The sequence below is a fragment of the Hyphomicrobium sp. genome (genome assembly GCF_003987855.1).
Classification (GTDB): Bacteria; Pseudomonadota; Alphaproteobacteria; order Rhizobiales; family Hyphomicrobiaceae; genus Hyphomicrobium_B.
Genome location: NZ_RXIZ01000015.1, coordinates 563,795 through 587,849 on the forward strand (window position 1 = coordinate 563,795; position 24,055 = coordinate 587,849).

General features: G+C 59.7%; 20 protein-coding genes and 1 tRNA gene. 11 read left to right on the top strand and 10 right to left on the bottom strand.

What is annotated here, in order from left to right; translation table 11 throughout:
• Positions 1-104: 104 nt before the first annotated feature.
• Complete coding sequence (locus tag EKK30_RS15665; protein WP_290986478.1) at positions 105-326, bottom strand: hypothetical protein; 222 nt, start codon at positions 324-326, stop codon at positions 105-107.
• Positions 327-727: 401 nt separating this feature from the next.
• Between EKK30_RS15665 and EKK30_RS15670 the strand changes: the two genes are divergently transcribed.
• From EKK30_RS15670 to EKK30_RS15680, 3 genes are all read left to right on the top strand, one after another.
• Positions 728-934 carry a hypothetical protein gene (locus EKK30_RS15670; protein WP_290986479.1) on the top strand — a complete coding sequence of 69 codons (207 nt, stop codon included), beginning with the start codon at positions 728-730 and terminating at the stop codon, positions 932-934.
• A gap of 83 nt (positions 935-1,017) precedes the next feature.
• Positions 1,018-2,307: an O-acetylhomoserine aminocarboxypropyltransferase gene (locus EKK30_RS15675; protein ID WP_290986480.1), complete on the top strand. Its 1,290-nt coding sequence runs from the start codon at positions 1,018-1,020 to the stop codon at positions 2,305-2,307.
• A 21-nt stretch (positions 2,308-2,328) separates the two neighbouring features.
• Positions 2,329-2,649: a hypothetical protein gene (locus EKK30_RS15680; protein ID WP_290986481.1), complete on the top strand. Its 321-nt coding sequence runs from the start codon at positions 2,329-2,331 to the stop codon at positions 2,647-2,649.
• A gap of 24 nt (positions 2,650-2,673) precedes the next feature.
• Here the strand turns inward: EKK30_RS15680 and phaC are convergent, their stop codons facing one another.
• Positions 2,674-4,566 carry a class I poly(R)-hydroxyalkanoic acid synthase gene (phaC, locus tag EKK30_RS15685; RefSeq protein ID WP_366927350.1) on the bottom strand — a complete coding sequence of 631 codons (1,893 nt, stop codon included), beginning with the start codon at positions 4,564-4,566 and terminating at the stop codon, positions 2,674-2,676.
• A gap of 300 nt (positions 4,567-4,866) precedes the next feature.
• Between phaC and EKK30_RS15690 the strand changes: the two genes are divergently transcribed.
• From EKK30_RS15690 to EKK30_RS15710, 5 genes are all read left to right on the top strand, one after another.
• Complete coding sequence (locus EKK30_RS15690; protein WP_290986482.1) at positions 4,867-6,093, top strand: LL-diaminopimelate aminotransferase; 1,227 nt, start codon at positions 4,867-4,869, stop codon at positions 6,091-6,093.
• An 8-nt stretch (positions 6,094-6,101) separates the two neighbouring features.
• Positions 6,102-7,427 carry a homoserine dehydrogenase gene (locus EKK30_RS15695; protein ID WP_290986483.1) on the top strand — a complete coding sequence of 442 codons (1,326 nt, stop codon included), beginning with the start codon at positions 6,102-6,104 and terminating at the stop codon, positions 7,425-7,427.
• Between the two features lie 30 nt (positions 7,428-7,457).
• Positions 7,458-8,459 carry a class II fructose-bisphosphatase gene (glpX, locus tag EKK30_RS15700; RefSeq protein WP_290986484.1) on the top strand — a complete coding sequence of 334 codons (1,002 nt, stop codon included), beginning with the start codon at positions 7,458-7,460 and terminating at the stop codon, positions 8,457-8,459.
• A 118-nt stretch (positions 8,460-8,577) separates the two neighbouring features.
• Complete coding sequence (gene recJ, locus EKK30_RS15705; RefSeq protein ID WP_290986486.1) at positions 8,578-10,410, top strand: single-stranded-DNA-specific exonuclease RecJ; 1,833 nt, start codon at positions 8,578-8,580, stop codon at positions 10,408-10,410.
• A gap of 111 nt (positions 10,411-10,521) precedes the next feature.
• Positions 10,522-10,596: transfer RNA gene (locus EKK30_RS15710), tRNA-Glu, on the top strand.
• 374 nt (positions 10,597-10,970) lie between these two features.
• Here the strand turns inward: EKK30_RS15710 and EKK30_RS15715 are convergent.
• Complete coding sequence (locus tag EKK30_RS15715) at positions 10,971-11,330, bottom strand: helix-turn-helix domain-containing protein (RefSeq protein WP_290986487.1); 360 nt, start codon at positions 11,328-11,330, stop codon at positions 10,971-10,973.
• A 233-nt stretch (positions 11,331-11,563) separates the two neighbouring features.
• On the opposite strand from EKK30_RS15715, the gene EKK30_RS15720 reads away from it, so the two are divergent.
• On the top strand, positions 11,564-11,965 hold the full coding sequence (locus EKK30_RS15720; RefSeq protein WP_290986488.1) for an ester cyclase: 402 nt from the start codon (positions 11,564-11,566) through the stop codon (positions 11,963-11,965).
• 133 nt (positions 11,966-12,098) lie between these two features.
• Here the strand turns inward: EKK30_RS15720 and EKK30_RS15725 are convergent, their stop codons facing one another.
• The gene (locus EKK30_RS15725; protein WP_290986489.1) at positions 12,099-12,263 is read right to left on the bottom strand and encodes a hypothetical protein; all 165 of its coding nucleotides are present in this window, start codon (positions 12,261-12,263) and stop codon (positions 12,099-12,101) included.
• 816 nt (positions 12,264-13,079) lie between these two features.
• Here EKK30_RS15725 and EKK30_RS15730 point away from each other — a divergent pair.
• The gene (locus EKK30_RS15730) at positions 13,080-18,809 is read left to right on the top strand and encodes an autotransporter outer membrane beta-barrel domain-containing protein (RefSeq protein WP_290986490.1); all 5,730 of its coding nucleotides are present in this window, start codon (positions 13,080-13,082) and stop codon (positions 18,807-18,809) included.
• Positions 18,810-19,188: 379 nt separating this feature from the next.
• Here the strand turns inward: EKK30_RS15730 and EKK30_RS15735 are convergent, their stop codons facing one another.
• The 6 genes from EKK30_RS15735 to EKK30_RS15760 all read right to left on the bottom strand — a co-directional run bounded on the left by EKK30_RS15735 (position 19,189) and on the right by EKK30_RS15760 (position 23,384).
• On the bottom strand, positions 19,189-20,010 hold the full coding sequence (locus tag EKK30_RS15735) for an alpha/beta hydrolase (protein ID WP_290986492.1): 822 nt from the start codon (positions 20,008-20,010) through the stop codon (positions 19,189-19,191).
• Between the two features lie 93 nt (positions 20,011-20,103).
• Positions 20,104-20,427 (bottom strand): SH3-like domain-containing protein, encoded by a 324-nt coding sequence (locus EKK30_RS15740; protein WP_290986493.1) that lies wholly within the window; start codon positions 20,425-20,427, stop codon positions 20,104-20,106.
• Positions 20,420-21,088 carry a nitrile hydratase subunit alpha gene (locus EKK30_RS15745; RefSeq protein WP_290986494.1) on the bottom strand — a complete coding sequence of 223 codons (669 nt, stop codon included), beginning with the start codon at positions 21,086-21,088 and terminating at the stop codon, positions 20,420-20,422. The genes EKK30_RS15740 and EKK30_RS15745 overlap by 8 nt, the downstream gene beginning before the upstream one ends.
• A gap of 2 nt (positions 21,089-21,090) precedes the next feature.
• On the bottom strand, positions 21,091-21,429 hold the full coding sequence (locus EKK30_RS15750; protein ID WP_290986495.1) for an SH3-like domain-containing protein: 339 nt from the start codon (positions 21,427-21,429) through the stop codon (positions 21,091-21,093).
• A gap of 7 nt (positions 21,430-21,436) precedes the next feature.
• Positions 21,437-22,333 (bottom strand): alpha/beta hydrolase, encoded by an 897-nt coding sequence (locus tag EKK30_RS15755; protein WP_290986536.1) that lies wholly within the window; start codon positions 22,331-22,333, stop codon positions 21,437-21,439.
• A 91-nt stretch (positions 22,334-22,424) separates the two neighbouring features.
• Positions 22,425-23,384 carry an MBL fold metallo-hydrolase gene (locus EKK30_RS15760; protein ID WP_290986496.1) on the bottom strand — a complete coding sequence of 320 codons (960 nt, stop codon included), beginning with the start codon at positions 23,382-23,384 and terminating at the stop codon, positions 22,425-22,427.
• Between the two features lie 344 nt (positions 23,385-23,728).
• Here EKK30_RS15760 and EKK30_RS15765 point away from each other — a divergent pair, with 344 nt between their 5' ends.
• Positions 23,729-23,965 (top strand): hypothetical protein, encoded by a 237-nt coding sequence (locus tag EKK30_RS15765; RefSeq protein WP_366927351.1) that lies wholly within the window; start codon positions 23,729-23,731, stop codon positions 23,963-23,965.
• Positions 23,966-24,055 lie beyond the last annotated feature (90 nt).

The window sequence follows — 24,055 nt, forward strand, 5'->3', positions numbered from 1 at the left end:
GTCGTCCGAAAGTCCTAGCCGGCCCGCAACGCTGTTAGCGCAGACCCATACGCCAGGGTCTGCGGCAGCCCGGCGTCCGGGAAAGCTTAGGTGGTGATGCCGAATTAAACCTTCAATTCGGGAGCGGGATTTTTAGGGATGCCCCTGATGTCGCTCGCGCCCTGACTGGCGACCGCATAAAGCGTGCACGCCAAAACGAGGGCGACGACCATGATGCCCATCCAAAGCGCCGAACGGCGCACGAACCATCCAACTGTTGGTACTCCGGACGCACGCGCTTCGTCCCACGCTGCGCCCTGGGCCCCCTGGGCTCCGTGACTGGTCATATGCTGATCTGCCGCCCTAACTTGCCTCTGCGACTCACACGCTCACATCGCCCTGTCGACACCCCGCGCACAAGTCGGCTGTTCGCCAACGAAGCGGAAATCGAATCGATTGTGGCCCCGGGGCAGCTTATCCGCTTGGAGCGTGATGCTGGCAAGGCCAAACTGTGTCGAATGGGCTACGCTTTCGTGGCGATCTGAGGATGAAATATCACATCCTTGCGGCAAATGATCTTGATTAGCGTTTAGGCAGGGAGTGCGACAGCCGTGTTCTTGTGCACGGGAAGTTTTCCCTCATACTCGTCATTAGTTCGCAGCAAGAACAAGAAACGTCATTTCGAGGAACCGCCCAGGCAACCCGATCGCTGTCACCAGCGATTGCACGACTGACACCTGGAGGTCCTATGATTGAACTCGTCGTCGCAGTTTGCCTGATCGATCAGCCCAACCGTTGCAAAGACGTCACGCTGAACTTCGAAGGACAGAGCGTAAACGCCTCTCAGTGCATGATGAACGGCCAGATCGAGATGGCGAAGTGGATCGGCGATCATCCAAACTGGGTCATCCAGAATTGGCATTGCGGTGTCGCCGGGCGCTCTGCGAACCTCTGAGATAGCTTAGAAGCGTTTGGCCAGTTGACTTGCTGGCTGTCGTCGTCTCCCTGTCGGCCAAATTGCCGCTGGGAGCAACGCCGATGTCATTACCTCCAACCGCGAAGTTCGCCACCGCCGCCGTTCACGCCGGGGCCGCCCCTGATCCGACGACGGGCGCCCGCGCCACCCCGATCTACCAGACCACGTCCTACGTTTTCGAGGACGTCGATCACGCTGCCGCGCTGTTCGGGCTGCAGGCGTTCGGCAATATTTATACTCGGATAACCAATCCCACTCAGGCGGTGTTGGAAGGGCGCATCGCCGCTCTCGAAGGCGGCTCGGCAGCGCTCGCGTTGGCATCCGGTCACGCGGCGCAATTTCTCGCTTTCCATACGCTGCTCGAGCCTGGCGACGAATTCGTCGCCGGTCGTCAGCTGTACGGTGGCTCGATCAATCAGTTCAATCACTCGTTCAAGAAGTTCGGCTGGAACGTGGTCTGGGCCGATGCGACTGACCCCGCCTCGTTTGCCAAGGCGATCACCCCCCGAACGCGAGCGATTTTCTGCGAAAGCATCGCCAATCCCGGCGGCATCATCGTCGATCTCCCCGCCATTGCCGAGATCGCGATGACGGCCGGAGTGCCGTTCATCGTCGACAACACTTTGGCGACGCCATACCTCTGCCGTCCTAAGGAATTCGGAGCCGATATTGTCGTTCACAGTCTGACGAAGTTCATCGGCGGGCACGGCAACTCGATCGGCGGCGCCATCGTCGATTGCGGCACCTTCAATTGGTCCGGCAGCCGCCACCGCTATAAGTCGCTGGTGGAGCCGAACCCGTCCTACGATGGGCTGGTTCTTGCCGACGCTTTCGGTCCGATGGCATTTGCGATCGCCGCCCGTGTGCTCGGCCTGCGCGATCTCGGGCCCGCAATCTCCCCATTCAATGCCTTCTTGATCTTGACGGGCGCCGAGACATTGCCGCTGCGCATGCAACGCCAGTCGGACAACGCGCTGGCTGTCGCGCGGTGGCTCGAACGGCATCCGAAAGTCGCCTGGGTCAACTACGCGGGGCTGGAGACCAGCTCCAACCACGCGCTGCAGCAAAAGATTTGTCCAAAAGGTGCCGGGGCCGTCTTCACCTTCGGCCTCAAAGGCGGATATGAAGCGGGCGTGAAGCTCGTTTCGGGCTTGAAGCTGTTCAGCCTTCTCGCCAACATCGGCGACACGCGGAGCCTCGTCATTCATCCGGCGTCCACGACGCACCGGCAACTGAAGGACGATGAGAGGATAGCGGCCGGGGCGGGGCCGGATGTCGTGAGGCTGTCGATCGGCATCGAGGACATCGACGACATCGTTGGCGATCTCGAACAGGCGCTCGCTGCTGTTTAGACGCCCCAGGGGAAAGGGACCATGAACCACCAGCTAGTTCTTCAATTTCAAGGCGACGACGATGACACGCTTGAGAAGGTCATCTCGCTCGAGGATCGCCTGATCGAGGCTCTCGACGGCTCCACGTCAGCCGAGGTCGATGGTCACGAGCAGGGCGACGGTGTAACCAATCTCATGCTGCTCGCGAAGAATGCGGCGAAGGTCTGGGAGAAGATAGAGCCGATCGTCGAGGATGCGTCCGACGATCTCGATATCAACGCCGTCGCATTCCGAGCGCTCGACGGCGACGACTTCACGGTTCTTTGGCCAGTCGATTACGAAGGCGAATTCGAACTCGCCTGATCGACACCGCGTCCAAGGCGCCCGCTAATGCGCCTTGACGTACGATCCCGGTGCCGCCTCGATGACGCCGAGTGTCTGTCCCGGAGCACGCGCCGGTATCCAGCCACCCGACTGCTGCGCCAGCCACTCGATCCAGTACGGCCACCACGATCCGGGATGCTCTTTCGCCGTCGCTTGCCAATCAGAGACGCTCGTCATCGCCGTGCCGTCCGTCCAATACTGGTATTTGACCTTGTCCGGCGGGTTCACGACGCCGGCAATGTGTCCCGATCCTGCGAGTACGAATTCGACCGGCCCGCCGAACATCTGAATACCGTGGAACACGGACGGCGCCGGCGCGATGTGGTCCTCCCGCGTCGCGACGGCAAAGATAGGCAGCTTGATCTTTCGCAGGTTGAGGCGAATGCCGCCGATCGTCATCTCGCCGCGCGCCAAGCGGTTCTCATTGTAGAACTCGCGCAGGTAGAACTTGTGATTGGCTGCCGCCATCCGCGTCGAGTCCTGGTTCCAGTAGAGCAGGTCGAACGGAAACGGCTTTTTGCCGAGCAGGTAATTGTTGACGACGTACGGCCAGATGAGGTCGCGCGGCCGCATCATGTTGAACACGTTCGCCATGCGCGAGCCGTCGAGGAAGCCGCGTTCGGTCATCAACGCGTCTAAGCTCGCGAGCTGCATATCGTCGGTGAAAAGCAAAAGATCGCCCGCGAGCGAAAAATCGACCTGCGTGGTCAGCAGCGTGCAGCACTGGAACGGCTCTTCGCCCCGCTGCGAGAGATAGGCAAGGCCGGTCGCCAGCGCCGTGCCGCCAACGCAGTAGCCGAGCACGTTGATCTTCTCGACGCCCGTTTCCTTTTGGACAGCGCGCACCGCCTCGAGAATGCCTTCGAGCACATAGTCCTCGAATGTTTTATCCGCGAGCGTCTCGTCCGGATTGACCCACGATACGATGAAGACCGTGAAGCCCTGGTCGACCACGTATTTGATCAAGCTCTTCGATGATGTGAGATCGAGGATGTAATATTTGTTGATCCACGGAGGGATCATGACGAGCGGCCGCTCGCGCACTTGCTCCGTCGTCGGGCTGTATTGGATCAGCTGGAACAGCTCGTTCTGAAAAACGACTTTTCCAGGTGTCGTCGCGAGATTGCGGCCGAGTTCGAAGGCATTCGGATCCGTCTGGCTGATCTTCATCAGATCGCCAGACCGCTTCAGGTCCTCGGCGAGAAGATTTGCGCCCTTGAGAAGGTTCTCGGCGTTGGACGCCAGCGTCTCGCGCAGAACCTCCGGGTTCGTGACCGGGAAGTTCGTCGGCGAATAGGCGCTCGTCAGCTGCTTCAGATAGAACTCCGCCCGATGCCGCTCCATCGCATCGAGCCCTGGCGTCGAGGCAAGCTGGTCCTCGGCCCATCGGCAGGCGAGCAGGTAGGCCTGCTTGCAGAAATCGAAGAACGGATTGTACGTCCACTCCGGATCCTTGAAGCGCTGGTCGCCGGGCGCCGGAGCGATGAGCGGTGGAACGTCCTTGTTCATCATCCGTGTCAGGACGTTATTCCAAAGCGCGGCAAACTGCCGGAAGAATTCCGCCTGAGCCTCAGACAGCTTCACGGGATCGGCCAGCCACTTCCGCACGAGCGCGGTCAGCGTCTCGGTCGCGGCCGAAAATTCGCTCGCAGGCGTGTAGGGGCCGAGTTTGGCGTCGGGACGTTCTGCCAGCTGAGCGAGCGCCGCGCTGCCCTGCTCGAATGCCCTCAGGATGTTGGTTGCGAAAGCCTCGGGGTCTGGAATCCGGTAGGCCGAGAAGAGGGAGGAAAAGTCGTGACTGTCCTGCGGCATGGCGGCTTTGAAAGCTTTCTTATGTTTTGTCCCGTCGGCACGAGCGCGATATCGCCATAACCCGGTCGACAGTGCGGCGAACATGGCCGCCAATCAAGCGCGAATCGGTCATGCTGGCCCAGCCATTAGGTAGGATGACATGGCACCAGCGTGGCCGCGTCACGTTTGCTTCCGCAGTGCGAAAATAGTGCGACGGAAACGTCTTTAACGCCGTTTCCCCCGCCGTCGCGCCGCAGTACTGGACGGACCATGGCGGGCGAGCGTAAAGAGGGCAGTCAGCCACGCATTTTCGCCGGACGTGCTTGGTTAAGCAAAGTCGAAAGGCTTTGTTGCCGGGGCGAACGGATTTACCGCCATTGCTGCGGTGCCGAGGGATTGAGATCTTTGAGCGAAGAATTTCACCGCATCAAGCGTCTGCCACCGTACGTTTTCGCGGAAGTGAACCGGCTGAAGGCGGCTGCCCGCGCGCGTGGCGCCGACATCATCGATCTCGGCATGGGCAATCCGGACATGCCGACGCCGCAGCACATCGTCGACAAGCTCGTCGAGACGATCACCAAGCCGCGCACACATCGCTATTCGGCATCGAAAGGCATCCCGGGCCTGCGCAAGGCTCAAGCCGCCTATTACGAGCGCCGCTTCGGCGTGAAGCTCGATCCTGAAACCGAGATCGTTGCGACTCTGGGATCGAAGGAAGGTTTCGCCAACATCGCGCAAGCCATAGCCGCTCCGGGCGACATTGTGCTTGTGCCGAACCCGACATACCCGATCCACTCGTTCGGCTTCATCATCGCCGGCGCGGCGATCAGGCATCTGCCCGCGAGCAACGGCGAAGACTTCCTGCGCGCGATGGAACACGCGGTGAAGCACTCGATTCCGAAGCCGCTCGCCGTGGTGATGTCCTATCCGTCTAATCCTACGGCGATGACCGTCGGCCTCGACTTCTATCAGGAGGCGGTCGCGCTCGCGAAAAAGCTCGACCTCATCATCCTGTCCGACATCGCCTACGCCGAACTCTATTATGACGACAACCCGCCGCCTTCGATCCTTCAGGTGCCGGGAGCGAAGGACATCTCCGTCGAATTCACGTCGCTATCGAAGACCTACAACATGCCGGGCTGGCGGATGGGCTTCGCCGTCGGCAACGAGCGGTTGATCGGCGCCCTCGCGCGCGTCAAATCCTATCTCGACTACGGTGCGTTCACGCCCATCCAGGTCGCCGCCGCAGCAGCGCTCAATGGCCCGCAGGATTGCGTCGACGAAATCCGCGCCATGTACAAGAGCCGTCGCGACGTGCTTGTCGATAGCTTCGCCAAGGCAGGATTTCCGATCCCGCCGCCGCCGGCAACGATGTTCGCCTGGGCGCCCGTGCCGGAACGCTATCGCGCGATGGGCTCGGTCGAGTTCGCGAAGATGCTGATCGAAAAAGCCGACGTTGCCGTTTCGCCGGGAGTGGGTTTCGGCGAATACGGCGAAGGCTTCATTCGTATCGCCCTCGTCGAAAACGAGCAGCGCATCCGTCAGGCCGCGCGCTCAATCAAGAAACTATTCTCCGAGACGGCTGATGCGCCGGCTCCCGTTCCCCGCTTGCAAAAGTCCGCCACCCGATAATCACCCCCATGGAACCTCTCAAACTCGGAATTGCCGGACTAGGCACGGTTGGCGGCGGACTGCTTGGACTGCTTCAGGCAAACGGCCCCCACTTCGCAAATATCGTCGGACGCGAGATCATCGTGACCGGCATCTCGGCGCGCAATCGCAAGAAAGAGCGCGGCATAGCGGTCGATGGCGTTGAATGGTTCGAGGATCCAGTCGCCCTCGCGCGCGATCCCTCGAACGCCGTCTTCGTCGAACTGATCGGCGGGGAAGACGGTGTGGCGAAGGCAGCCGTCGAAGCCGCGCTCAATGCCAAGAAGCACGTCGTCACCGCCAACAAGGCGCTGCTCGCCAAGCATGGCATCGAGTTGGCGCGCCTCGCAGAGAAAAACGGCGTAGCGTTGAACTTCGAAGCCGCCGTTGCTGGCGGCATTCCCGTCATCAAGACCCTCCGCGAGGCGCTGGGTGCCAACCGGGTCAAGCGCGTCTATGGCATCTTGAACGGCACCTGCAATTACATTCTCTCGCAAATGCAAAGCGAGAAGCGTGCCTTCGACGACGTGCTGAAGGAAGCGCAGGCGCTGGGCTATGCGGAAGCCGATCCGACGTTCGACATCGGCGGCTTCGACGCCGCACACAAGCTCGCACTTCTGACGAGTCTCGCATTCGGAACCCGCGTCGCCTTCGAGCAAATTCATGTCGAAGGTATCCAGTCGATTACCCAGGCCGACATCGAAGCGAGCGATAGCCTTGGCTACCGTATCAAGCTCCTTGGCGTCGCGACCGAGACCGAGACAGGCATCGAGGCCCGCGTCTCGCCTGCGCTCGTCTATAAGGACTCGGCGATCGCCGAAGTATCTGGCGTGACCAACGCGGTCGCCATTGATGGAGATTTCTCCGGCAACATCCTTCTTATTGGTCCGGGCGCCGGCGCTAAGCCAACGGCATCCGCCGTCGCGGGAGACATTCTCGACATCGCGCGCGGCCTGATCGTGCCGCCGTTCGTGACGCCGACCGCTAAGCTCAAGGCGCACAAGCGCGCCAAGCTCGATCAGCATTACGGCTCCTACTACGTCCGCCTCGCGCTGTACGACAAGCCCGGCGCCATGGCGAACGTCGCCAAGAGCATGGGCGACCAAGGCATATCGCTGGAAAGCATTGTCCAGCACCGGCCGCAGACCCTTCACGCGCCGCGCCATGCTGCACGCGTGCCGAAAGACCGCGACCAGCCAGTCATCATCATCACGCATGAGACGACCGAACAGGCCATGCGTAAAGCGCTCGAAACCATAGAAGCAGACGGCAACGTCACCGAGCGACCGCAGATGATACGCATCGAAGAGCTTTGAACCTTAGGGCACCGTGGAAGGACATGGATCATGAGCAGGGCTGAACAGGCGAACGGCACGCACGGGCCGGGTCTCGACCGAATTCTGGTGCTTGAACTGGCGCGCGTGACGGAAGCTGCAGCCATCGCCGCCGCGCAGCTGCGCGGACGCGGCAACGAAAAGGCCGCCGACAAGGCCGCGGTCGATGCCATGCGCAAGGAACTCGGCCGTGTTGAAATTCGCGGTACGGTCGTCATCGGCGAAGGCGAAATGGATGAAGCGCCGATGCTGTACATCGGCGAAAAGGTCGGCACGGGCGAAGGACCGGAAGTCGACATCGCCGTCGATCCGCTCGAAGGTACGACCATCTGCGCCAAGGCGATGCCCAACGCCCTTGCCGTGCTTGCCATTTCAGAAAAGGGCGGCCTGCTCCACGCCCCCGACATGTACATGAACAAGATCGCCGTCGGTCCGGGCTATCCCGAGGGCATCGTCGATCTCGATGCGTCTCCCCATGAAAATCTCAATGCGCTGGCGAAGGCGAAGGGCGTGCCAATCCACGAGATCATGGCCTGCATTCTCGACCGTCCCCGCCATGCCGATCTCATCCGCGCCGTGCGCGAAGCCGGTGCCGGCGTGCAGCTGATCCCGGATGGCGACATCGCCGGCGTCATCTGGACGACGGACCCGAAAGAAACCGGCATCGATATTTATATGGGGTCCGGCGGCGCACCTGAGGGCGTACTCGCAGCCGCCGCTCTGCGCTGCATCGGCGGCCAGATCCAGGGCCGCCTGATGCCGATGAAGGACGAGGAGCGCGAGCGCGCCGAGAAGATGGGCATCGCCGATATCAAGCGGAAGTTCAAACTCGAGGACATGGCGTCCGCCGACGTCGTCTTCTCCGCAACCGGCGTCACCGACGGCTCGCTCCTCAAGGGCGTTCGCGTCCGTGGCGACTTTGCGGAAACGGAAACGGTCGTCATGCGCGCCAAGACAGGAACCGTCCGCCGCATCAGGTCGACGGTTCGCAACGTCGGCGCGCGCTTCATCTGATCGCGGGCTTCCTCAAACCTACTTGTGGAGACAACGCGAGCGAACGCCGCGCCGACGCCCGAATCGACCTACAACCTGAGGCGATCAAAGGGCGTCCACGAGTTAAGGTGGGAACCGATTGCGTTTGAATCTTGCGACAGTGGAAGCGGACAGCGGTGCAACCGCGCGTCCGTTCCTCGGAGTGACCAAAAGCGCGCGCGGCTTCGCCTGGCGCGAGAGGCTTCCCGCGCACATGAAGCAGTTGGCGACTGCGATCAGTCAGCGCCACGGTCTGCCCGATCTCATGGGGAGCGTGCTGGCTGCCCGCGGCATCGGCCTCGACGCGGTGCCCACGTTCCTTGATCCGACACTCAAGTCGCTGATGCCCGATCCAAGTACGCTGCGCGACATGGAGAAAGCCGCAGCGCGCTTGGCTGACGCTGTTCAAGCCAAGCAGAACGTTGCGATCTTCGGCGACTACGACGTCGATGGCGCATGCTCGTCGGCGTTGATGAAGCGGTTTCTCGAGTTCCACGAGACACCGGCGCGCATCTATATCCCCGACCGCATTTTCGAAGGCTATGGTCCAAACGTCGCCGCGATCGAAACCCTCGTCAACGAGGGCGCCAAGCTCATCGTCACCGTCGATTGCGGAACGACGAGCTATGAGCCGCTTGCCGCTGCGCGAAAACTCGGCGCCGACGTCGTTGTGATCGATCACCATCAGGCCGACGAACGCCTTCCCGATGTCAACGCGGTCGTCAATCCCAATCGGCAGGACGACATCTCGGGCCAGGGCATGCTCTGCGCCGCAGGGGTCGTGTTCCTCGTGCTCGTCGCTACGACGCGCGAGCTCCGTCGTCGCGGCTATTACAGCGGCTCGCGCGAGCCCGATCTCCTCAGCCTTCTCGACATGGTCGCGCTGGCGACGGTTGCCGACGTCGTGCCGCTCGTTGGGCTCAATCGCGCGTACGTAAAGAAGGGTCTCGCCGTCATGCGCGCGAGAGAGAACGCCGGACTGACCGCACTTGCCGACGCGGCGGGCCTGTCAGTCGCGCCGACCCCTTATCATCTGGGCTTTATTCTCGGTCCGCGCATCAATGCCGGGGGCCGTATCGGCAATGCCGCGCTGGGAGCGACGCTGCTTTCGACATCCGATCCGGTCGAAGCGCAACGCATCGCCGAGCTGCTTCACCGGCTCAACAAAGAGCGCAAGGATATCGAAAGTGCAGTGCTTGAAGAAGCGATGGCGATCGCGGATCGGCAGCTGAGCGAAAATCCCGCTCGCCCCATCCTCATCGTTGGCTCCGAAGCCTGGCACAAAGGCGTCGTCGGTCTCGTCGCAAGCCGCCTTGTCGAGCGGTTTCGCCGTCCTGCCTGCGTCATTGCTTGGGAAGCGACGGGGATGGGAACGGGTTCGCTCCGCTCCGTTCCCGGCATCGATCTCGGCGCTGCCATTCGCGCCGCTATGGCGGCTGGCCTTTTGGCAAAAGGCGGCGGCCACGCGATGGCAGCCGGATTGACCGTCAGCCGCGACGGCCTTGCCGCTCTTGAGACCTTTCTGCATGGCCATCTCGGTTCGGCAGCCCGGGGCATCGGCGACGCGGCGCATCTCGATATCGACGCTTCGCTTGTGGCCTCCGGCGCGACTCCTGAGTTGATAGAACTGATCGATCGGGTGAGCCCGTTCGGGCAAGGCAACTCGGAAGCGCGTTTCGCCCTGCCGGCGCACCGTGTGAAGTTCGGAAAGGTCATCGCCGACGCGCATGTCCGCGTCATCCTCGAAGGTGGTGACGGCTCGCGCGTCGACGGCGTGGCTTTCCGCGCCGTGGGCCAGCCGCTTGGCGATCTTTTGATGTCCGCGGGCGGGATGCCGCTGCATGTTGCCGGTCACCTGCGCAAGGACACATGGGGCGGCCGCGAGCGCATCGAACTGCAGATCGAGGACGCCGCCAACCCTCGAAATCAGTAGGAAATCCGGCGCGCCGCCACGCAGCCCATCCTGTCGCAGGATGAGCGCTCCCAGGGCAGTTGCCAAAGGTGGCCAAAGCCGACTATACGGTCCCTCTTGTTGCCGACGGACGCTCCCTTCGTCTATCGGTTAGGACGTCAGATTTTCAATCTGAAAAGACGGGTTCGACTCCCGTAGGGAGCGCCAGCTATCTTTTTTAGAATTGATTTTATTGGTTTTTGCGGCTTTTTGTCCGCCGCGAAAATCGGGAGTGTCATTCGACTTCTCATCACCCGACGAATGATTGTCGAATGACTTCACCGAACGTCGCGTAAGCGTCTCGATAATCTCCAATGCACTGGGCATCATGTCCGCATTTCTACAAAATGCCGCCTACGGCAACCGCGCGACGATCATCTGTCGAGTATGTCCACATCATCCCAGAAGCGGACTGGCAGGTGGTTTTGGAAGGTTGTCGTCGGCGACTGCCACGACGTCGGCTTTCAGTGGTCAATCAGAAGCGTTCCTGATGACATCGACAACCGCGTTTGACCCAGAGCCGACATTGCACACGGTAGCAGCTAGTCCGGCTTTTTTCTGAAGGTGTCGCGTGCCTTCAGAACGCGGCTCATGTTCGTGGTGGCCCATTCAACAACAGGCGCCATGGCAGTGTTCAATGACCTGCCCAAAGTTGTCAGTTCATATTCCACCGTTACGGGCACGGTCGGAAACGCGCGACGGGTCAGAAGCCCGTCTTGTTCAAGCGCGCGAAGCGTCTGCGAGAGCATCTTCTGCGAAATACCGTCAATCTCGCGTTTCAACACACTAAAACGCTTTGGCCCATCCTCAAGTAGAGAGAGTACGAGCACTACCCACTTGTCCGAGATGCGGTCCAGCAGCTGACGAGTCGGGCACTTCGCGGCGTAGAGGTTCCATTTCATATCTAATGACCATGTGGTTACCAATAGGTACCTATATATCCATACAGTGCCTTCTTTACAAAAGATACCTTTGCGCCAAAATTTCCTCTATCGGCGGTTGAGCCGAGTTGCACGCATGAGAGGAAAGAACATGAAAATGATCGCCGCCACGCTTGCGCGCTTCTCCGAGGCTCGGCGTCTCTTGACGCGCTTGCCGCTGATGAAATTCGAACCCAGCAAACACAGGAGGACAGATGTCTGATCCCAAGGCACTACTGGCGCAGTTTGGTGCCAAAATTTTCGGAGAGAAGGATTTTACCGCTGTCGGTGGCCTGATGCGGGACGACTACATTCAGCACAATCCGCTCGTTGGACAGGGGAGCAAAGGCTTCAAGGATTTCTTCGAAGCCTGGTTCAAGGCGTCTCCGGACTTCAAGTTCGAGCTGAAGCAGATCGTATCAGAAGGTGACAAGGTGTGGGTCTACGGAACCTACTCCGGAACGCACAAGGGTGACTGGCTCGGCATCCCTGCCACCGGAAAGGCGTACAAGTTCGACGCAGTCGATATCTTTCGCATTCAGGACGGCAAACTCGCCGAGCATTGGGATGTGCTCGACGTCTACAATTTATTCAAGCAGCTGGGTACCATCAAATAACACCTTCTTAGCCGCGCAATCGCATTGCGCGGTTCTCCTACGGAGCAGATTCGTCGGCGCCGCTTTTCCGTGATGCACCAAAGAAGTCCACAATTTCCGGCTGAACGTTTGCCACGGTCCTTTTCGACGTCCGTTATTGGCCCTCAGTCGACCAACCATCATTGTCCGCTTCCGGAGAGCTGCTGACGCGCAGCCTACCGGAATGATCGGCATCTGCGATCGAGCGGCGGATGTCCGTCAACTCGGCAATGCAGACGCCGTACCATGTTCGAATACTGTTCGGTGAAAGAGCCGTCATTGCTTCTCGATGGCTCGCGCAAGGCTTGTTTCGGACCTTTAGGTTTCCGACTTGCGGAGTGTAAAGCGCTGCTATCCTGAAGAAAGCTCACGCGAGCGTGTCGCATCGGCATCGCTTCGAGCCCTTGCCTGGCGGCCAACGCGATAGCGCCGCCCGCACGCGATGCGCATAGCGCCAAGGACGCTCTCACAGTCATCGCATTAGACGGTCGCAGCAAGCGATATGCCGGTGTCGATGTCCGCGATTTCAAGGCGGTGAACGTCGTCGAGCCACAAGCGCCTGCGGAATGCCCTTTTGATGGCTTCAGCTCTCTCACGCTCGTGATGGATTTACCAGAAAGCTGCGAATGTCGACTGAATTCGCTAGCGCTCAAGATTGCACTCAACTCGCAATTTTCGGCAATTAGATGCCTCAAGCTAATTCGGCAATCGATTGGCGGAGTGTATACAAATACCAAAAGCGCCTTCAGCGAGGGTGGGAGACCAATAAGATAATAACGTCAGGACTCGAATGGAAAAGACCACGGTTAAGTCATTGTATCTCCCGATCACGGGTTAGATCTGTAACGTAAAAGCCGCGCAATGAGCGAGTTGAAAGTGTGAATGCTCACTGGATATATATTATCCGCAAGAATCAATGTTCAGCTTCTGAAAGCGAGGAAAATCAACAGCAATTTTGAAATAGCGTGGAAGCCCGGAATAAATGGACATACAAGAGTGCTTTCCTGTTTTAAAAACAACCACTCGTGCAATTGTCATTTGTCTAGCCACGGCAACAGGTGCAGCCGCGCAACAGGCGCCAAGTTCCTGCACTGCAGTGCCCGGGATCACGACACTGGGACAAGTTTATAATCTGCCCCACGATGTGCCGCTGGGCACCTTCAACTCGACCAACAACAACGGCATCCAGAGTAATGTCTCGAACTTTGGGGTCACGGTGCAGTTACCATCGGGCACAACCGTAACGTATCCAAATTTCACTTTCTCGCTGCTCGGAGAAACCGCACACGAGAGTGATACGGGACCGTCGACTCCCGCGATGACGGTCCTGAATTGCGGAGCCGGCCCGGTACCGGCGATGGGCATCCTCGCGACGAGTGCCGGGGGTCAGGGCGGCGGCGGCCACGATGAGTTCCTCGACGCGCATGACGGCGCCCAGGGCGGCAATGGCGGCGCCGTCATCGTCGAGAACGTTGCGGGCGGCATCCTTGGATCCCTCTCATCGCCCGGAGTTGTCGCCGGCTTCGGCATCATTGCTACCAGTGAGGGCGGCAATGGCGGCGAGGGTGGCAGCAGCACAGTCGCCAGCGGCGGCAACGGTGGAATGGGTGGCAATGGCGGTAGTGTCATCGTGGCAAACGCCGGCACCATTTTAACGTCCATGTCGCACGCGCCGGGTATGACCGGCGAAAGCATTGGCGGTCAAGCAGGACCAGGAGGCGATGGGACGCCGTTGGATTGGGCGCATGCTGGCTCTGGTGGCACAGGCGGCAATTCCGGTGCGGATGTCACGGGCGTCAATTCCGGCTTGATTGCCACATTGGGCAATGATTCCTCCGCGATCTCCGTGCACAGCGTCGGTGGCAACGGTGGTGCTGGCGGCAGCGAAAGCGGGCTCTTTTTTGCGCTCGGCGGCACTGGTGGACGCGGCGGCAATGGGGGCACCATATCCGCGGGCAACAGCGGAACGCTGGTCACATCAGGAAACAATTCAAAAGGCATCAGCGCTCTTTCGATCGGCGGCGGCGGTGGCGATGGCGGCGCGGCCGTGGCCTTCGGCCCCGTTGTCTCCGTGGCAATCGGCGATGGCGGTGGTGGCGGCGGTTATGGCGCCAACGTCACCGTCGCCAATTCTGGTACGATCCAAACGTCCGGAACGACTTCCTATGGCGTCAGAGCGCAGTCGGTCGGCGGCGGCGGCGGCGACGGCGGCAGCGCCACTGTCGTTGCGGCGACACTCGGCGCGGACGTCCCCGTGGCGTCGATCTCTGTCGGTATCGGTGGTAGCGGCGGTGGCGGCGGTGGCTCCGGTACTGTCACGGTGATCAACAGTGGTGTCATCGTCACGGGCCCCGGGACAGTATTGAGTCCGGATCAAGATCCCAGTCTGACGCTACCAGGCGATCTGTCCGCCGGCATCATGGCGCAATCGATCGGCGGCGGCGGCGGCCTGGGCGGCAACGCGTACTCCGTTTCCGCTACTGCCGATCCGGATGGCTCGGTATCCGTTGCTGTGGGCCTTGGCGGTTCGGGCGGCAGCGGCGGCAATGGCAGCGATGTAAGCGTCACCAATATCGGCTCCATCACCACTGGCGGTCGCGAGGCGCCGGGTATGCTCGTTCAATCCGTTGGCGGTGGCGGTGGTGGCGGTGGCAATGTCGTCTCGGTCGCGGCGGCTGCAGGCAGCTTTGCTCTCTCGGCTCCTGTCGGCGTCGGCGGTTCGGGCGGTACTGGAGGAGACGGCGGCAATGTTTCAGTCGCTCAGGACGGCAGCATCACCACTCTTGCCGAGCAGTCGGCGGGTCTGATCGCTCAATCCGTGGGCGGCGGCGGCGGCAGCGGCGGGAACGTAACCGGCGTGGCGGCATCGGTCGGGCGGACGTCGGTTTCGCTGAACGTCGGCGTTGGTGGCAGCGGCGGCAGCGGCGGCGATAGCGGACAAACCATCGTGAACACCGGTGTCGGCAGCACCATTATAACCGCAGGCGCGCAGTCGGATGGGATGATCGTGCAGTCGGTCGGTGGCGGCGGCGGCAACGGCGGTAGCGTTCACAGTTATTCATTCGCAGCATCTGGCGGGGGCTCGAGCAGTTCGGGAGCGCTCGCGGCGACTGTTGCGGTGGGTGGCGGCGGTGGTGCCGGCGGCACCGGCGACTCCGCGACTCTCATTTCGAACGGTAGCGTCGTAACCTACGGTGACCAGTCGGATGGCGCGCTTGTCCAGTCAGTCGGCGGCGGCGGCGGCAATGGCGGTAGCGTCTTTGCATTGGCTGTTTCAGCTTCGCTCGACCAATCGAAATCCGGTGGCGGGTCTTCGACGACACCGTCAATTTCGGCTTCTGTTGCCGTCGGGGGAAGCGGCGGCTCGGGAAACTCCGGCGGCGCTGCAAGTTTCACTATGGGCGACACCAGTTCGATCCAAACCTATGGTCAGAACTCCGTCGGTGTGAAGGTGCAATCCATCGGTGGTGGCGGCGGCAATGGTGGTGACGCCGAAAGTTTCGCGGTGGCCACCGCTATTCCAAATAGCTCTAGCCTTTTTGATCGCGCGTCAGACCTTTTCATCAATTATTTGTCCAAGCTCCGAATTGTCACGGGCCTACCCAATCTGGTCTCCGGGCAGAATTTTCAGGCGAGCGTCTCAGTCGGCGGCAACGGCGGCTCAGGCGGAATTGGGGGCACGGCGACTGCCAACTTGGGTGCGGGCAGCATTATTTCCACAAGCGGCGCACACTCAGACGCCCTTGTCGTTCAATCGATCGGCGGCGGGGGAGGCACCGGCGGCCAAAGCGACGCGTCGGGCTTCTCCGGTATCGGCGCCTATGCTCTCAATTTGGCTGTTGGAGGTCAGGGCGGATCTGGCAATCAAGGCGGAACGGTTTTGATTGGCAATAACGGCGAAGCCTACAACGACCACGGCTATATCTTGACTTCGGGCAGTCAGTCTTTTGGGATCCTTGCTCAGTCCATCGGAGGCGGCGGCGGCAACGCGGGCGCGGCAGTCGCATCGAACGTTCTTTTAAATCCTACGAGCAAGCTCAACGTCGGCATTGGAATTGGTGGCGAGGGTGGGACTGGCGCCGATGGTGGCGCAGTGACTGTCAGTCCCAACCTCAACGTCTTCACAACGGGCATCGGTTCTTATGGCATCGTCGCGCAATCCATTGGCGGCGGCGGCGGCTCCGGGAGTTCCGCAACAGCGGGTGGCCGGGTCAACATCACGGTCGGCGGTCACGGCGGCGAAGCTGGTAACGGCGATGCCGTAGAGGTCAATCTGGAAGGCACAGTCGCAACGAGCGGGATTGGCGCAGTCGGTGTCGTCGCCCAGTCAGTTGGCGGTGGAGGCGGCATCGGCGGCGCCGCTGGGGAGCCGTCATCCGCATTGCTGTCCGAGGTGAATGCCGCCCCCTTAGCAGTCGGCCTTGCTTTTGGCGGTGTTGGCGGAACTGGCGGCGACGGCGGCACAGTGACAGTGAATGCTTCCGGCGCGACCAACAACATTTTCACTACCGGGACCACAGCCATCGGCATCCTGGCGCAATCGGTTGGCGGCGGGGGCGGCCTGAGTTCGGTCGTGGGCCTGAATGTCCCGATCGGCGGCCAAGTGCAGTTGCTTGCCAGGGGCAATAATGGCAACGGCAACGGCAGTGGCGGCGATGTGGCTGTCAGTGACAGTACAAGCGCGAAATTTTCGATCGTTACTTCCGGAGACGGCGCCGACGGCATCGTGGCGCAATCCATCGGTGGCGGCGGTGGCAGCGCCATAACGGATCTGCCAGCTCTCGCGACCAACATCGACTACCTCGGCAATCTGACTGCGCCACTTATTGGGTCGGGAGGAGATGTCACGGTCGATTTGAACGGCAGCATCACAACGAGTGGAAACGGCGCTCACGGCATCGTTGCCGAAAGCATGACGAATGGCATGTCGATTTTCCAATCGGACGGTATCACCAACCTCTCTGGGCAGGCACTTGTAGGAGGAAGCACGAGCACCGGGGCCGTAAGTGTTACAATAGACGGTTCCGTGACGACGACGGGCAGCAACGCAGATGGTGTCGTGACCTATACTAACAGCATACTTGCTGGAACCACGACGGTGAACATCGGTGGCACAATCGCGGTATCGGGCTCGGGGGCCTGGGGCATTCAGACGAACAATGGCAACAACACCGGACTCTCCGCCTCCGGCCAGGCGACTACCGCCATAACGATCGAACCGGGTGGCGTGGTTTCCGCTGGGAGTGCCTCCGCGGGGGCGATCTCGGTGAACGATACGCTTGGTTTCGGGATGATCACGATCGAAAATGGCGGCCGTGTTACCGGTAATATTTCGGGACCCGAGGGTGCCGGCTTCGCGTCCCCTGTGAGCGTCATCAATTATGGATCTATGACCGGTTCGGTCGCTGATGTCTCTGCGTATTTCAACTATGGCCAGCATTTTCTCGCCGTCGATCCTCAGGGGCATGCGAGTAACTCGATCAATGTAGGGTCTTTGGCTGCAGTCAGGAACTCGATCATCCCGCAATTGACCTCATTGCCGATCGGCGATTTCGCACCCAGCACGATCATCACGGCTGGGAATTTACCGCCGGACAGCACTGCGTCGTCAATCGGTTTGGAGTCGGGAACCCTGTCGACTCAATACAGTTATGCGGTGACATCTAATTCGGTGGCTATTACCGGAGCGTCTGTCGATTACAGCAGAGCGGGTCTGACCGGAAATCTCGGCCATGCGGCGGCTCTGGCGAATGCCCAGGCGCGAGCCATTTCTTCGGGAGCGCATCCCAACCAGCCGAATTCTCCGTTGGACAATTTTCTTGTTGCGATGGCCAACACCAGTAGCGCCGCCACTCTCCAGAAGGATCTCGCGATCTTCGACGCGACCAAACAGTACTCCGATACCCAATCGAGCGCCACTTCGGCGTCCAACGCTTTAACCAATATGCAAAGCTGCGGTGGCGAGGGGGCTGACAAGGCCAGCCTCAATCCCGTTGCACAGGGTAACTGCGACTGGATCAGGTACACCTATTCAGATGGCACGCGCCAAAGCGGAGGGCAAAAAGAAAGATCCAACGGCCTGACCTTCGGACGTCAGCAAGAATTCGCGCCGCATATCTATTTGGGCGCGAGCGGCGACTATGACCAATTTGAATTTAGTGGCGCGAACGCATCGAGCGAAGGCTCGCGGTTTGCCGCCGGCGGCATCGCAAAATACGTCGACGGCCGTCTATTCGGTTCAGTGTCCATGGTGGCCAGCTATGATTGGGCGGACGGAACCCGCCTATTCAATTTGCCAGAGGATCCCAGCGTTTCTTCAACGCACATTGCGCGGTCGAACCACGCCGCAGTAACGGTCGCGACCCGCCTGAGGTTTGGATACTCCTTCGACTTCAATACATTCGATGTGACGCCGATGGCCGATATTGATATCCCCGTGATTCACGATTTCGGTTATCGCGAGCGTGGCGGCGGCCAATTCGACTTGCGGTCGGATGCCGTCACGAACGTGCTGGTGGATGTGCATCCCTCAGTACAGATCGGCAGTCATGTCCAATATAGAGGCACCGACATTCGCGGGTATGTCGAACCCGGTGTCCGCTTCCAAGAGCTAGACCCGACAGTCCGGGTCGGCTTGGCAGATGGATTTGATTCCGATTTCACCACAACATTGACCGATCAGCGCGACCGCGTGGTAGGAACGATCGCAGGCGGCCTGATCATCGACTGGTCTGATCAATTAGAATCACGCTTGCAATGCGAGCGTGATATGGGCCCCACGTCGCAGATCCAGTCCTTGAGTGCAAAGGCAGCACTTAAATTCTGAGTTACGGATCTCAAACATCGTGAATGCCCCGCCACGAGAGACACGGTTGCAAGCCACAAAAATTGCTCTGCGGTATTCGTACGCTCTGAAGACGACGGGTCGCCATGTGCTCTACAAGTGCGGTGCTTTCGGAGTGCGGCCATCACCGGCGCCTCGGCTGCATACCGTGAATATGCGACCAACAAGCTCTTTCGAGCGGAGAGGAAATCCTTCAAGCCGGACGCAAAGTTGCAGGAATAGTAAGCCATTGAATGAACGCGCACGATCGCTCCCGTAGGGAGCGCCAATCAGCTTTTACAATATGCCGGCAAGGTGAGCGGCTGCGGCTACGGCCATCCGCTGACATCGCTCGGCCAGTGCTCCGTTGTTGAGGCGGCCGTCAGGATTCCAGAAACGCCAGCAGATCGGCATTTATGGTCTCCGCTTCCGTCGTCGGCATCCCGTGCGGGAAGCCCTTGTAGCTCCTGAACGTGCTGTTTTTCAAAAGCTTCGCCGACAGCGGACCGGCGGCAACGTAAGGCACGATCTGATCGTCCTCGCTGTGCATCACAAGCACCGGCACGGTGATTTTCTTCAGGTCCTCTGTGAAATCGGTTTGCGAGAACGCGACGATGCCGTCGTAGTGGGCTTTCGCGCCGCCCATCATGCCCTGTCGCCACCAGTTCTGGATGGTAGCCTCGGCGGGCTTGCCGGTCTTGTTGTAGTTATAGAATGGGCCCGACGCGATGTCGCGGTAGAACTGCGAGCGGTTGGCTGCTAGTGCCACCATGAAGTCGTCGAACACCTTCTTCGGCAGCCCGTTCGGATTGGTCGGCGTCTGCACCATCAACGGTGGCACAGCGCTGATGATCGCAGCCTTCGAGACGCGGCTCTCGCCGTGCCGCGCGATGTAATGCACGACCTCGCCGCCGCCCGTCGAATGCCCGACATGGATTGCATTCTGCAAATCGAGATGCGCGACCACCGCCGCGAGGTCGTCGGCATAGTGATCCATATCATGGCCATCGGCGGTCTGTGTCGAGCGACCGTGGCCGCGCCGATCGTGGGCGATGACGCGATAGCCTCTATTCAGGAAGAAAAGCAACTGCGCGTCCCAATCGTCAGCCGAGAGCGGCCAGCCATGACTGAACACGATAGGCTGACCGGCTCCCCAATCCTTGTAGAAGATCTCGATGCCGTCTTTGGTTTTGACCGTGGGCATGGGACGCGTTCCTTAGCTGTTGGACAATTGAATAGACGAGCCGTCCGAGTGGCTGAGACTGATCCGGCCGTTCTCCATTGAGATCTCGAACGCTTAGGAGTATCGCGCCGCAACTTCCTTCATTTTGAGGGCGATATCCGTTGGGGTTAGAATGCCTTTACGTAAAAGGATGTTGGAGAAGGCGACGATCCAACGCTCGTAATAGCTGAGCTTTCCGATCATTTCCGCCCCGAGAGCTTCGACCCCACAGCGCTTCTCCTCCGTATTGATAATCTTGTGAAAGTCGAGAACGTCGGCCAGCGCGTGGCAACGTTTCTCCCAGGGCGCCAAATCATGGTCGATAGGGTTGATGGGGTCGGCAGGCATGCCGCCGATGTCATTGGGTAAGCGAATTACAAGCTCGGAGCTATCAGACATGCGCGGCACTCCCGTTTTCGAGCTTCGGTTCGACCACACCGATCATAGCATCTCGAGTGACGAGGTCCGCGAGCTCCTCTTCGGTGAAAGTCTCGGTGCCTTTGGGCCGTTTCGGCAACACAAGGTAGCGGACCATCGCGGTCGAATCGCTAACCCTCACTTCGACGTCATCGGGAATGGTGGTGCCGAACTCGGCGAGCACTTTCCTCGGCTCCGACACGGCGCGCGCGCGATAAGGCTTCAGTTTGTACCAGTCGGGTGGAAGACCGAGCACGGGGCGCGGATAGCAGGAGCAGAGCGTGCAGACGATAAGGTTATGAACCTTGTCGGTGTTTTCGAGCACGATCAGCTCAGTGTCATCGTAGAATGTAATACCGAAATCCTCCTCACACGCCGTGCGGCCGTTGGCTAGGAGGCGTTTGCGGAAGTTCGGATCTATCCAAGCGCGGGCGACGACCTTGGCGCCAAGCGCAGGTGTGCGGGAATCCAGAACCTCGATCTGCCGCCGGATCTCGTCGGCCTCAAAAAGCTTTCGTTCAATCAGCAGTTCTCGGATGGCCGTCTCTAGCATGTCGTAGTAGGTCGGCTTCTCAGTTTGGTTGATCTCCGCGTGCGGATGGTCGTGTTCATTATGATCATGATCGTGTTCCGTGTGGGTCATCTTCACACCCTCTCGATCCAGCTTTCGAAGACCTCGATGCGCAATCCATCCTTCGGCGAACCGGTGTAATCGGGCCAAAGCTCAATCATAGGGAACGCGATCCGATAGTAATGACGCCGTGAGCCGGCGTTGCGGCCGTAGCCTTCTTCCTCGTTGTCTACGAAAGCTGGTTCAACGACGGCCTCGACGCGCCCGATCTTTTTGCGGAGATAGCGGGGCACGCGGTAGTGTCCGACGGGCATTCGGTCGGCGATGCGAACCTCGTCCCCGGCCTTGAAGATCGGTGCTTCGCCGAATGCCGATACGATTTGTAAGGACTTTGGAGCGGGACGCGCAGTCATCGCTGACTCACTTCGCAACAAGATTTCGATCAAGGAAATCGTGGATCAGCGGCACCATTTCATCCGCCTTGTCCTCAAGTGCAAAATGCCCGGTATCAAGGAGATGGAATTCAACCTTGGGCAAGTCGCGCTTATAGGGATAGGCGCCGTCTGCCGGAAAGATCGTATCGTTCTTGCCCCAGACGATCAGCGCGGGCGGTTGGCGTTCCCTGAAGAAAGCTTGGAACTTCGGGTAAAGCGGCACGTTCGTCCCGTAATCGAGGAACAGATCGAGTTGGATGTCCTTGTTTCCCGGTCGATCAAGCAGGCGTTGATCATGACCCCAATTGTCCGGATCGATCCGGGTGACGTCGCTGACGCCGTCCGTATATTGAAATTTCGTGGTTTCCGGCTTGACGAGAAAACTCAAGGCTTCGCGGTGAGCGTCTGAGCCGTCGGCCCAATAGGCCTTGATGGGGTCCCAGAATTTCTTAAGGCCTTCCTCGTAGGCATTGCCATTCTGAATGATGAGCGCCGTGACACGCTCCGGATGCTTGAGTGCCAGTCGGTAGCCGACGGGCGCGCCGTAATCCATCAGATACAAGGCGTATTTTTGGACCCCGAGCTTGTTTGCCAACCCATCCATCAGATCGGCGTAGTGAGCAAAGGTGTAGGCGAATTGCTTATGATCGGGAGCGGCGCTTTCGCCAAAGCCCGGATAGTCGGGAGCGATCACGTGATAGCGATCGGCGAGCGCCGGGATCAAATTGCGAAACATATGGGAGGATGTTGGAAATCCGTGCAGCAAGAGCACAACAGGCGCGTCGGCAGGGCCGGCCTCTCGGTAGAAGATATTGATGCCGTCGATGTCGGCATTGCGATAGTGGGTCACAGGCATCCCCGCTTCGGCGATCCCGGTTCCCATCAAGAGGGCCAACAGTGTCATCCAGGTCCGAAGGTGGCGCGCGCACGCAGACATAAACTTATCTCCTCATGTCGGTTTGAACCGAACGCCGTTAGACGCCCTCGTAGACCAATCGCGTAAAAAAGCCTGGGTCGATGACGAAATTTCCGAATTTACTGTCGAACGCAGCGGTTGGTTTTGCGGCGACGACTTCGTCGCGCGTGCGACCCTGCTTTTTGAGTGCGGCGACGCTTTCGCGGATTGTCACGAGCATATTGCGCCAGTCTTGCAATTCGACCCTGTTGCTCACGGGATGACCGTGACCTGGAATAATGATCGTCTTGTCAGTGGCGAGGGCGAGATTGGCATCGCAAGCCGCGATCGTGCCGTCGATACTGCCGCCCGTCGAATAGTCAATGAACGGGTAAGCGCCATTCCAGAAAGTGTCCCCGACGTGCACGATATCGGCTTCCGCGAAATGCACGGAAATATCGCTATCCGTGTGTGCGGGGCCGTAATAATTGAGCCCCAGAGTCGTGCCGTTGAGCTTTAGCGTTCGATCCGTCGCGAAAACATCATCGGGAATGCCACCGGCGCTAAGCGGAAGAAAATTGTAGTCCCAGTCTTCAACCCGCTGCACCTGGGAGAGATATTTTCGTGTGTTTTCCTGTGCGATGATCTTGGCGCCCGCAGCGTGCAGCCACTCGTTGCCGTCGGCGTGATCGAAGTGCCAGTGCGTATTGATTAGATGCGTAATAGGATCGGCGCCGAGTTCGCCAAGGCTCTTGCGGATATGCGCCTCGGATACTCTGATGCCGGCGTCCACGAGCACCTTTCCGTCGGGGCCGGTGAGAACCGCGATATTCCCGCCGGACCCTTCGATGGCGGTTATGTTATCGCGAAGCTTGTGGGTCACGATGGGCGCGACGGCCGCGCTATCTTTAATCAGGCTGACGAGACCACGCGCCTCAGCGTAGGCCTCGCGCGGCGTCAACCAGCCAGCCAACCCCGCTTGCGCTGCTCCGATACAGCAAAGGCAGAAGCCACGTCGCGAGATATGAGATCTCTCCATCGTATCCTCTGCGCCCGCCAATGAACCGATTAGGTTCAATAGTTAGATCAGGCTTCGATGAAGGTTGGAAGACCATTATTACCTGTAAATCTGCCATACATGCAGCAGACAAGGTCGGTGATTAATCCCTACAATTCCAAATCAATCGAAATTCTGAATAGTGCGGGCCCAACAATAAATAGATCTAACGAGAGTGAAGTTCCGACAGTCTTTGTTCAATGCGCCAAATTGGAAATATGGTTCGTTATAAACGCAATCACGCCGATAGATCGGCTGGACGCTATGTCCGTCTTTATGACAATCGTCGAGGCCGAAGCTTCTCGGAAGCGTCGCGGCGTCTAGGCATGCCGCTGGTAATTGTGAGCCGTAAGCTCGCCGAGCTCGAGGCAACATCCGCGTCTCACGTGATGCCCAAAGCCGATCCACCGGCTGACGTGGTTCTAAGGGCCGTGACCTCCACCCGCCCACGTCGGCGCTATACCGCCGGCAAGATCGCTCGCCAGATTAGCTTGCTGTGTCGTTTGTCCCCCGCCGAGATCTTCGACAAGGGCCTTCGCAAGCAGCTGCGGTTGCCCGTGTGAAAAAGCGGTACGGTCCAGAAAGCGCCGCTCACGGCAGCACCCCCAAAATAACAAAGCCGGATGCCCAATTTGGGGTTGAACCTCTTCTGG

Coding starts and splice junctions, on each gene's coding strand:
- EKK30_RS15695 (WP_290986483.1), top strand. CDS start 6,102: ATGGAACCTCTCAAACTCGGAATTGCCGGACTAGGCACGGTTGGCGGC.
- EKK30_RS15675 (WP_290986480.1), top strand. CDS start 1,018: ATGTCATTACCTCCAACCGCGAAGTTCGCCACCGCCGCCGTTCACGCC.
- EKK30_RS15735 (WP_290986492.1), bottom strand. CDS start 20,010: ATGCCCACGGTCAAAACCAAAGACGGCATCGAGATCTTCTACAAGGAT.
- EKK30_RS15715 (WP_290986487.1), bottom strand. CDS start 11,330: ATGAAATGGAACCTCTACGCCGCGAAGTGCCCGACTCGTCAGCTGCTG.
- EKK30_RS15745 (WP_290986494.1), bottom strand. CDS start 21,088: ATGACCCACACGGAACACGATCATGATCATAATGAACACGACCATCCG.
- EKK30_RS15750 (WP_290986495.1), bottom strand. CDS start 21,429: ATGACTGCGCGTCCCGCTCCAAAGTCCTTACAAATCGTATCGGCATTC.
- EKK30_RS15670 (WP_290986479.1), top strand. CDS start 728: ATGATTGAACTCGTCGTCGCAGTTTGCCTGATCGATCAGCCCAACCGT.
- EKK30_RS15760 (WP_290986496.1), bottom strand. CDS start 23,384: ATGGAGAGATCTCATATCTCGCGACGTGGCTTCTGCCTTTGCTGTATC.
- EKK30_RS15740 (WP_290986493.1), bottom strand. CDS start 20,427: ATGTCTGATAGCTCCGAGCTTGTAATTCGCTTACCCAATGACATCGGC.
- EKK30_RS15720 (WP_290986488.1), top strand. CDS start 11,564: ATGTCTGATCCCAAGGCACTACTGGCGCAGTTTGGTGCCAAAATTTTC.
- glpX (WP_290986484.1), top strand. CDS start 7,458: ATGAGCAGGGCTGAACAGGCGAACGGCACGCACGGGCCGGGTCTCGAC.
- EKK30_RS15725 (WP_290986489.1), bottom strand. CDS start 12,263: ATGACGGCTCTTTCACCGAACAGTATTCGAACATGGTACGGCGTCTGC.
- phaC (WP_366927350.1), bottom strand. CDS start 4,566: ATGTTCGCCGCACTGTCGACCGGGTTATGGCGATATCGCGCTCGTGCC.
- EKK30_RS15765 (WP_366927351.1), top strand. CDS start 23,729: ATGCCGCTGGTAATTGTGAGCCGTAAGCTCGCCGAGCTCGAGGCAACA.
- EKK30_RS15680 (WP_290986481.1), top strand. CDS start 2,329: ATGAACCACCAGCTAGTTCTTCAATTTCAAGGCGACGACGATGACACG.
- EKK30_RS15755 (WP_290986536.1), bottom strand. CDS start 22,333: ATGGGAACCGGGATCGCCGAAGCGGGGATGCCTGTGACCCACTATCGC.
- EKK30_RS15665 (WP_290986478.1), bottom strand. CDS start 326: ATGACCAGTCACGGAGCCCAGGGGGCCCAGGGCGCAGCGTGGGACGAA.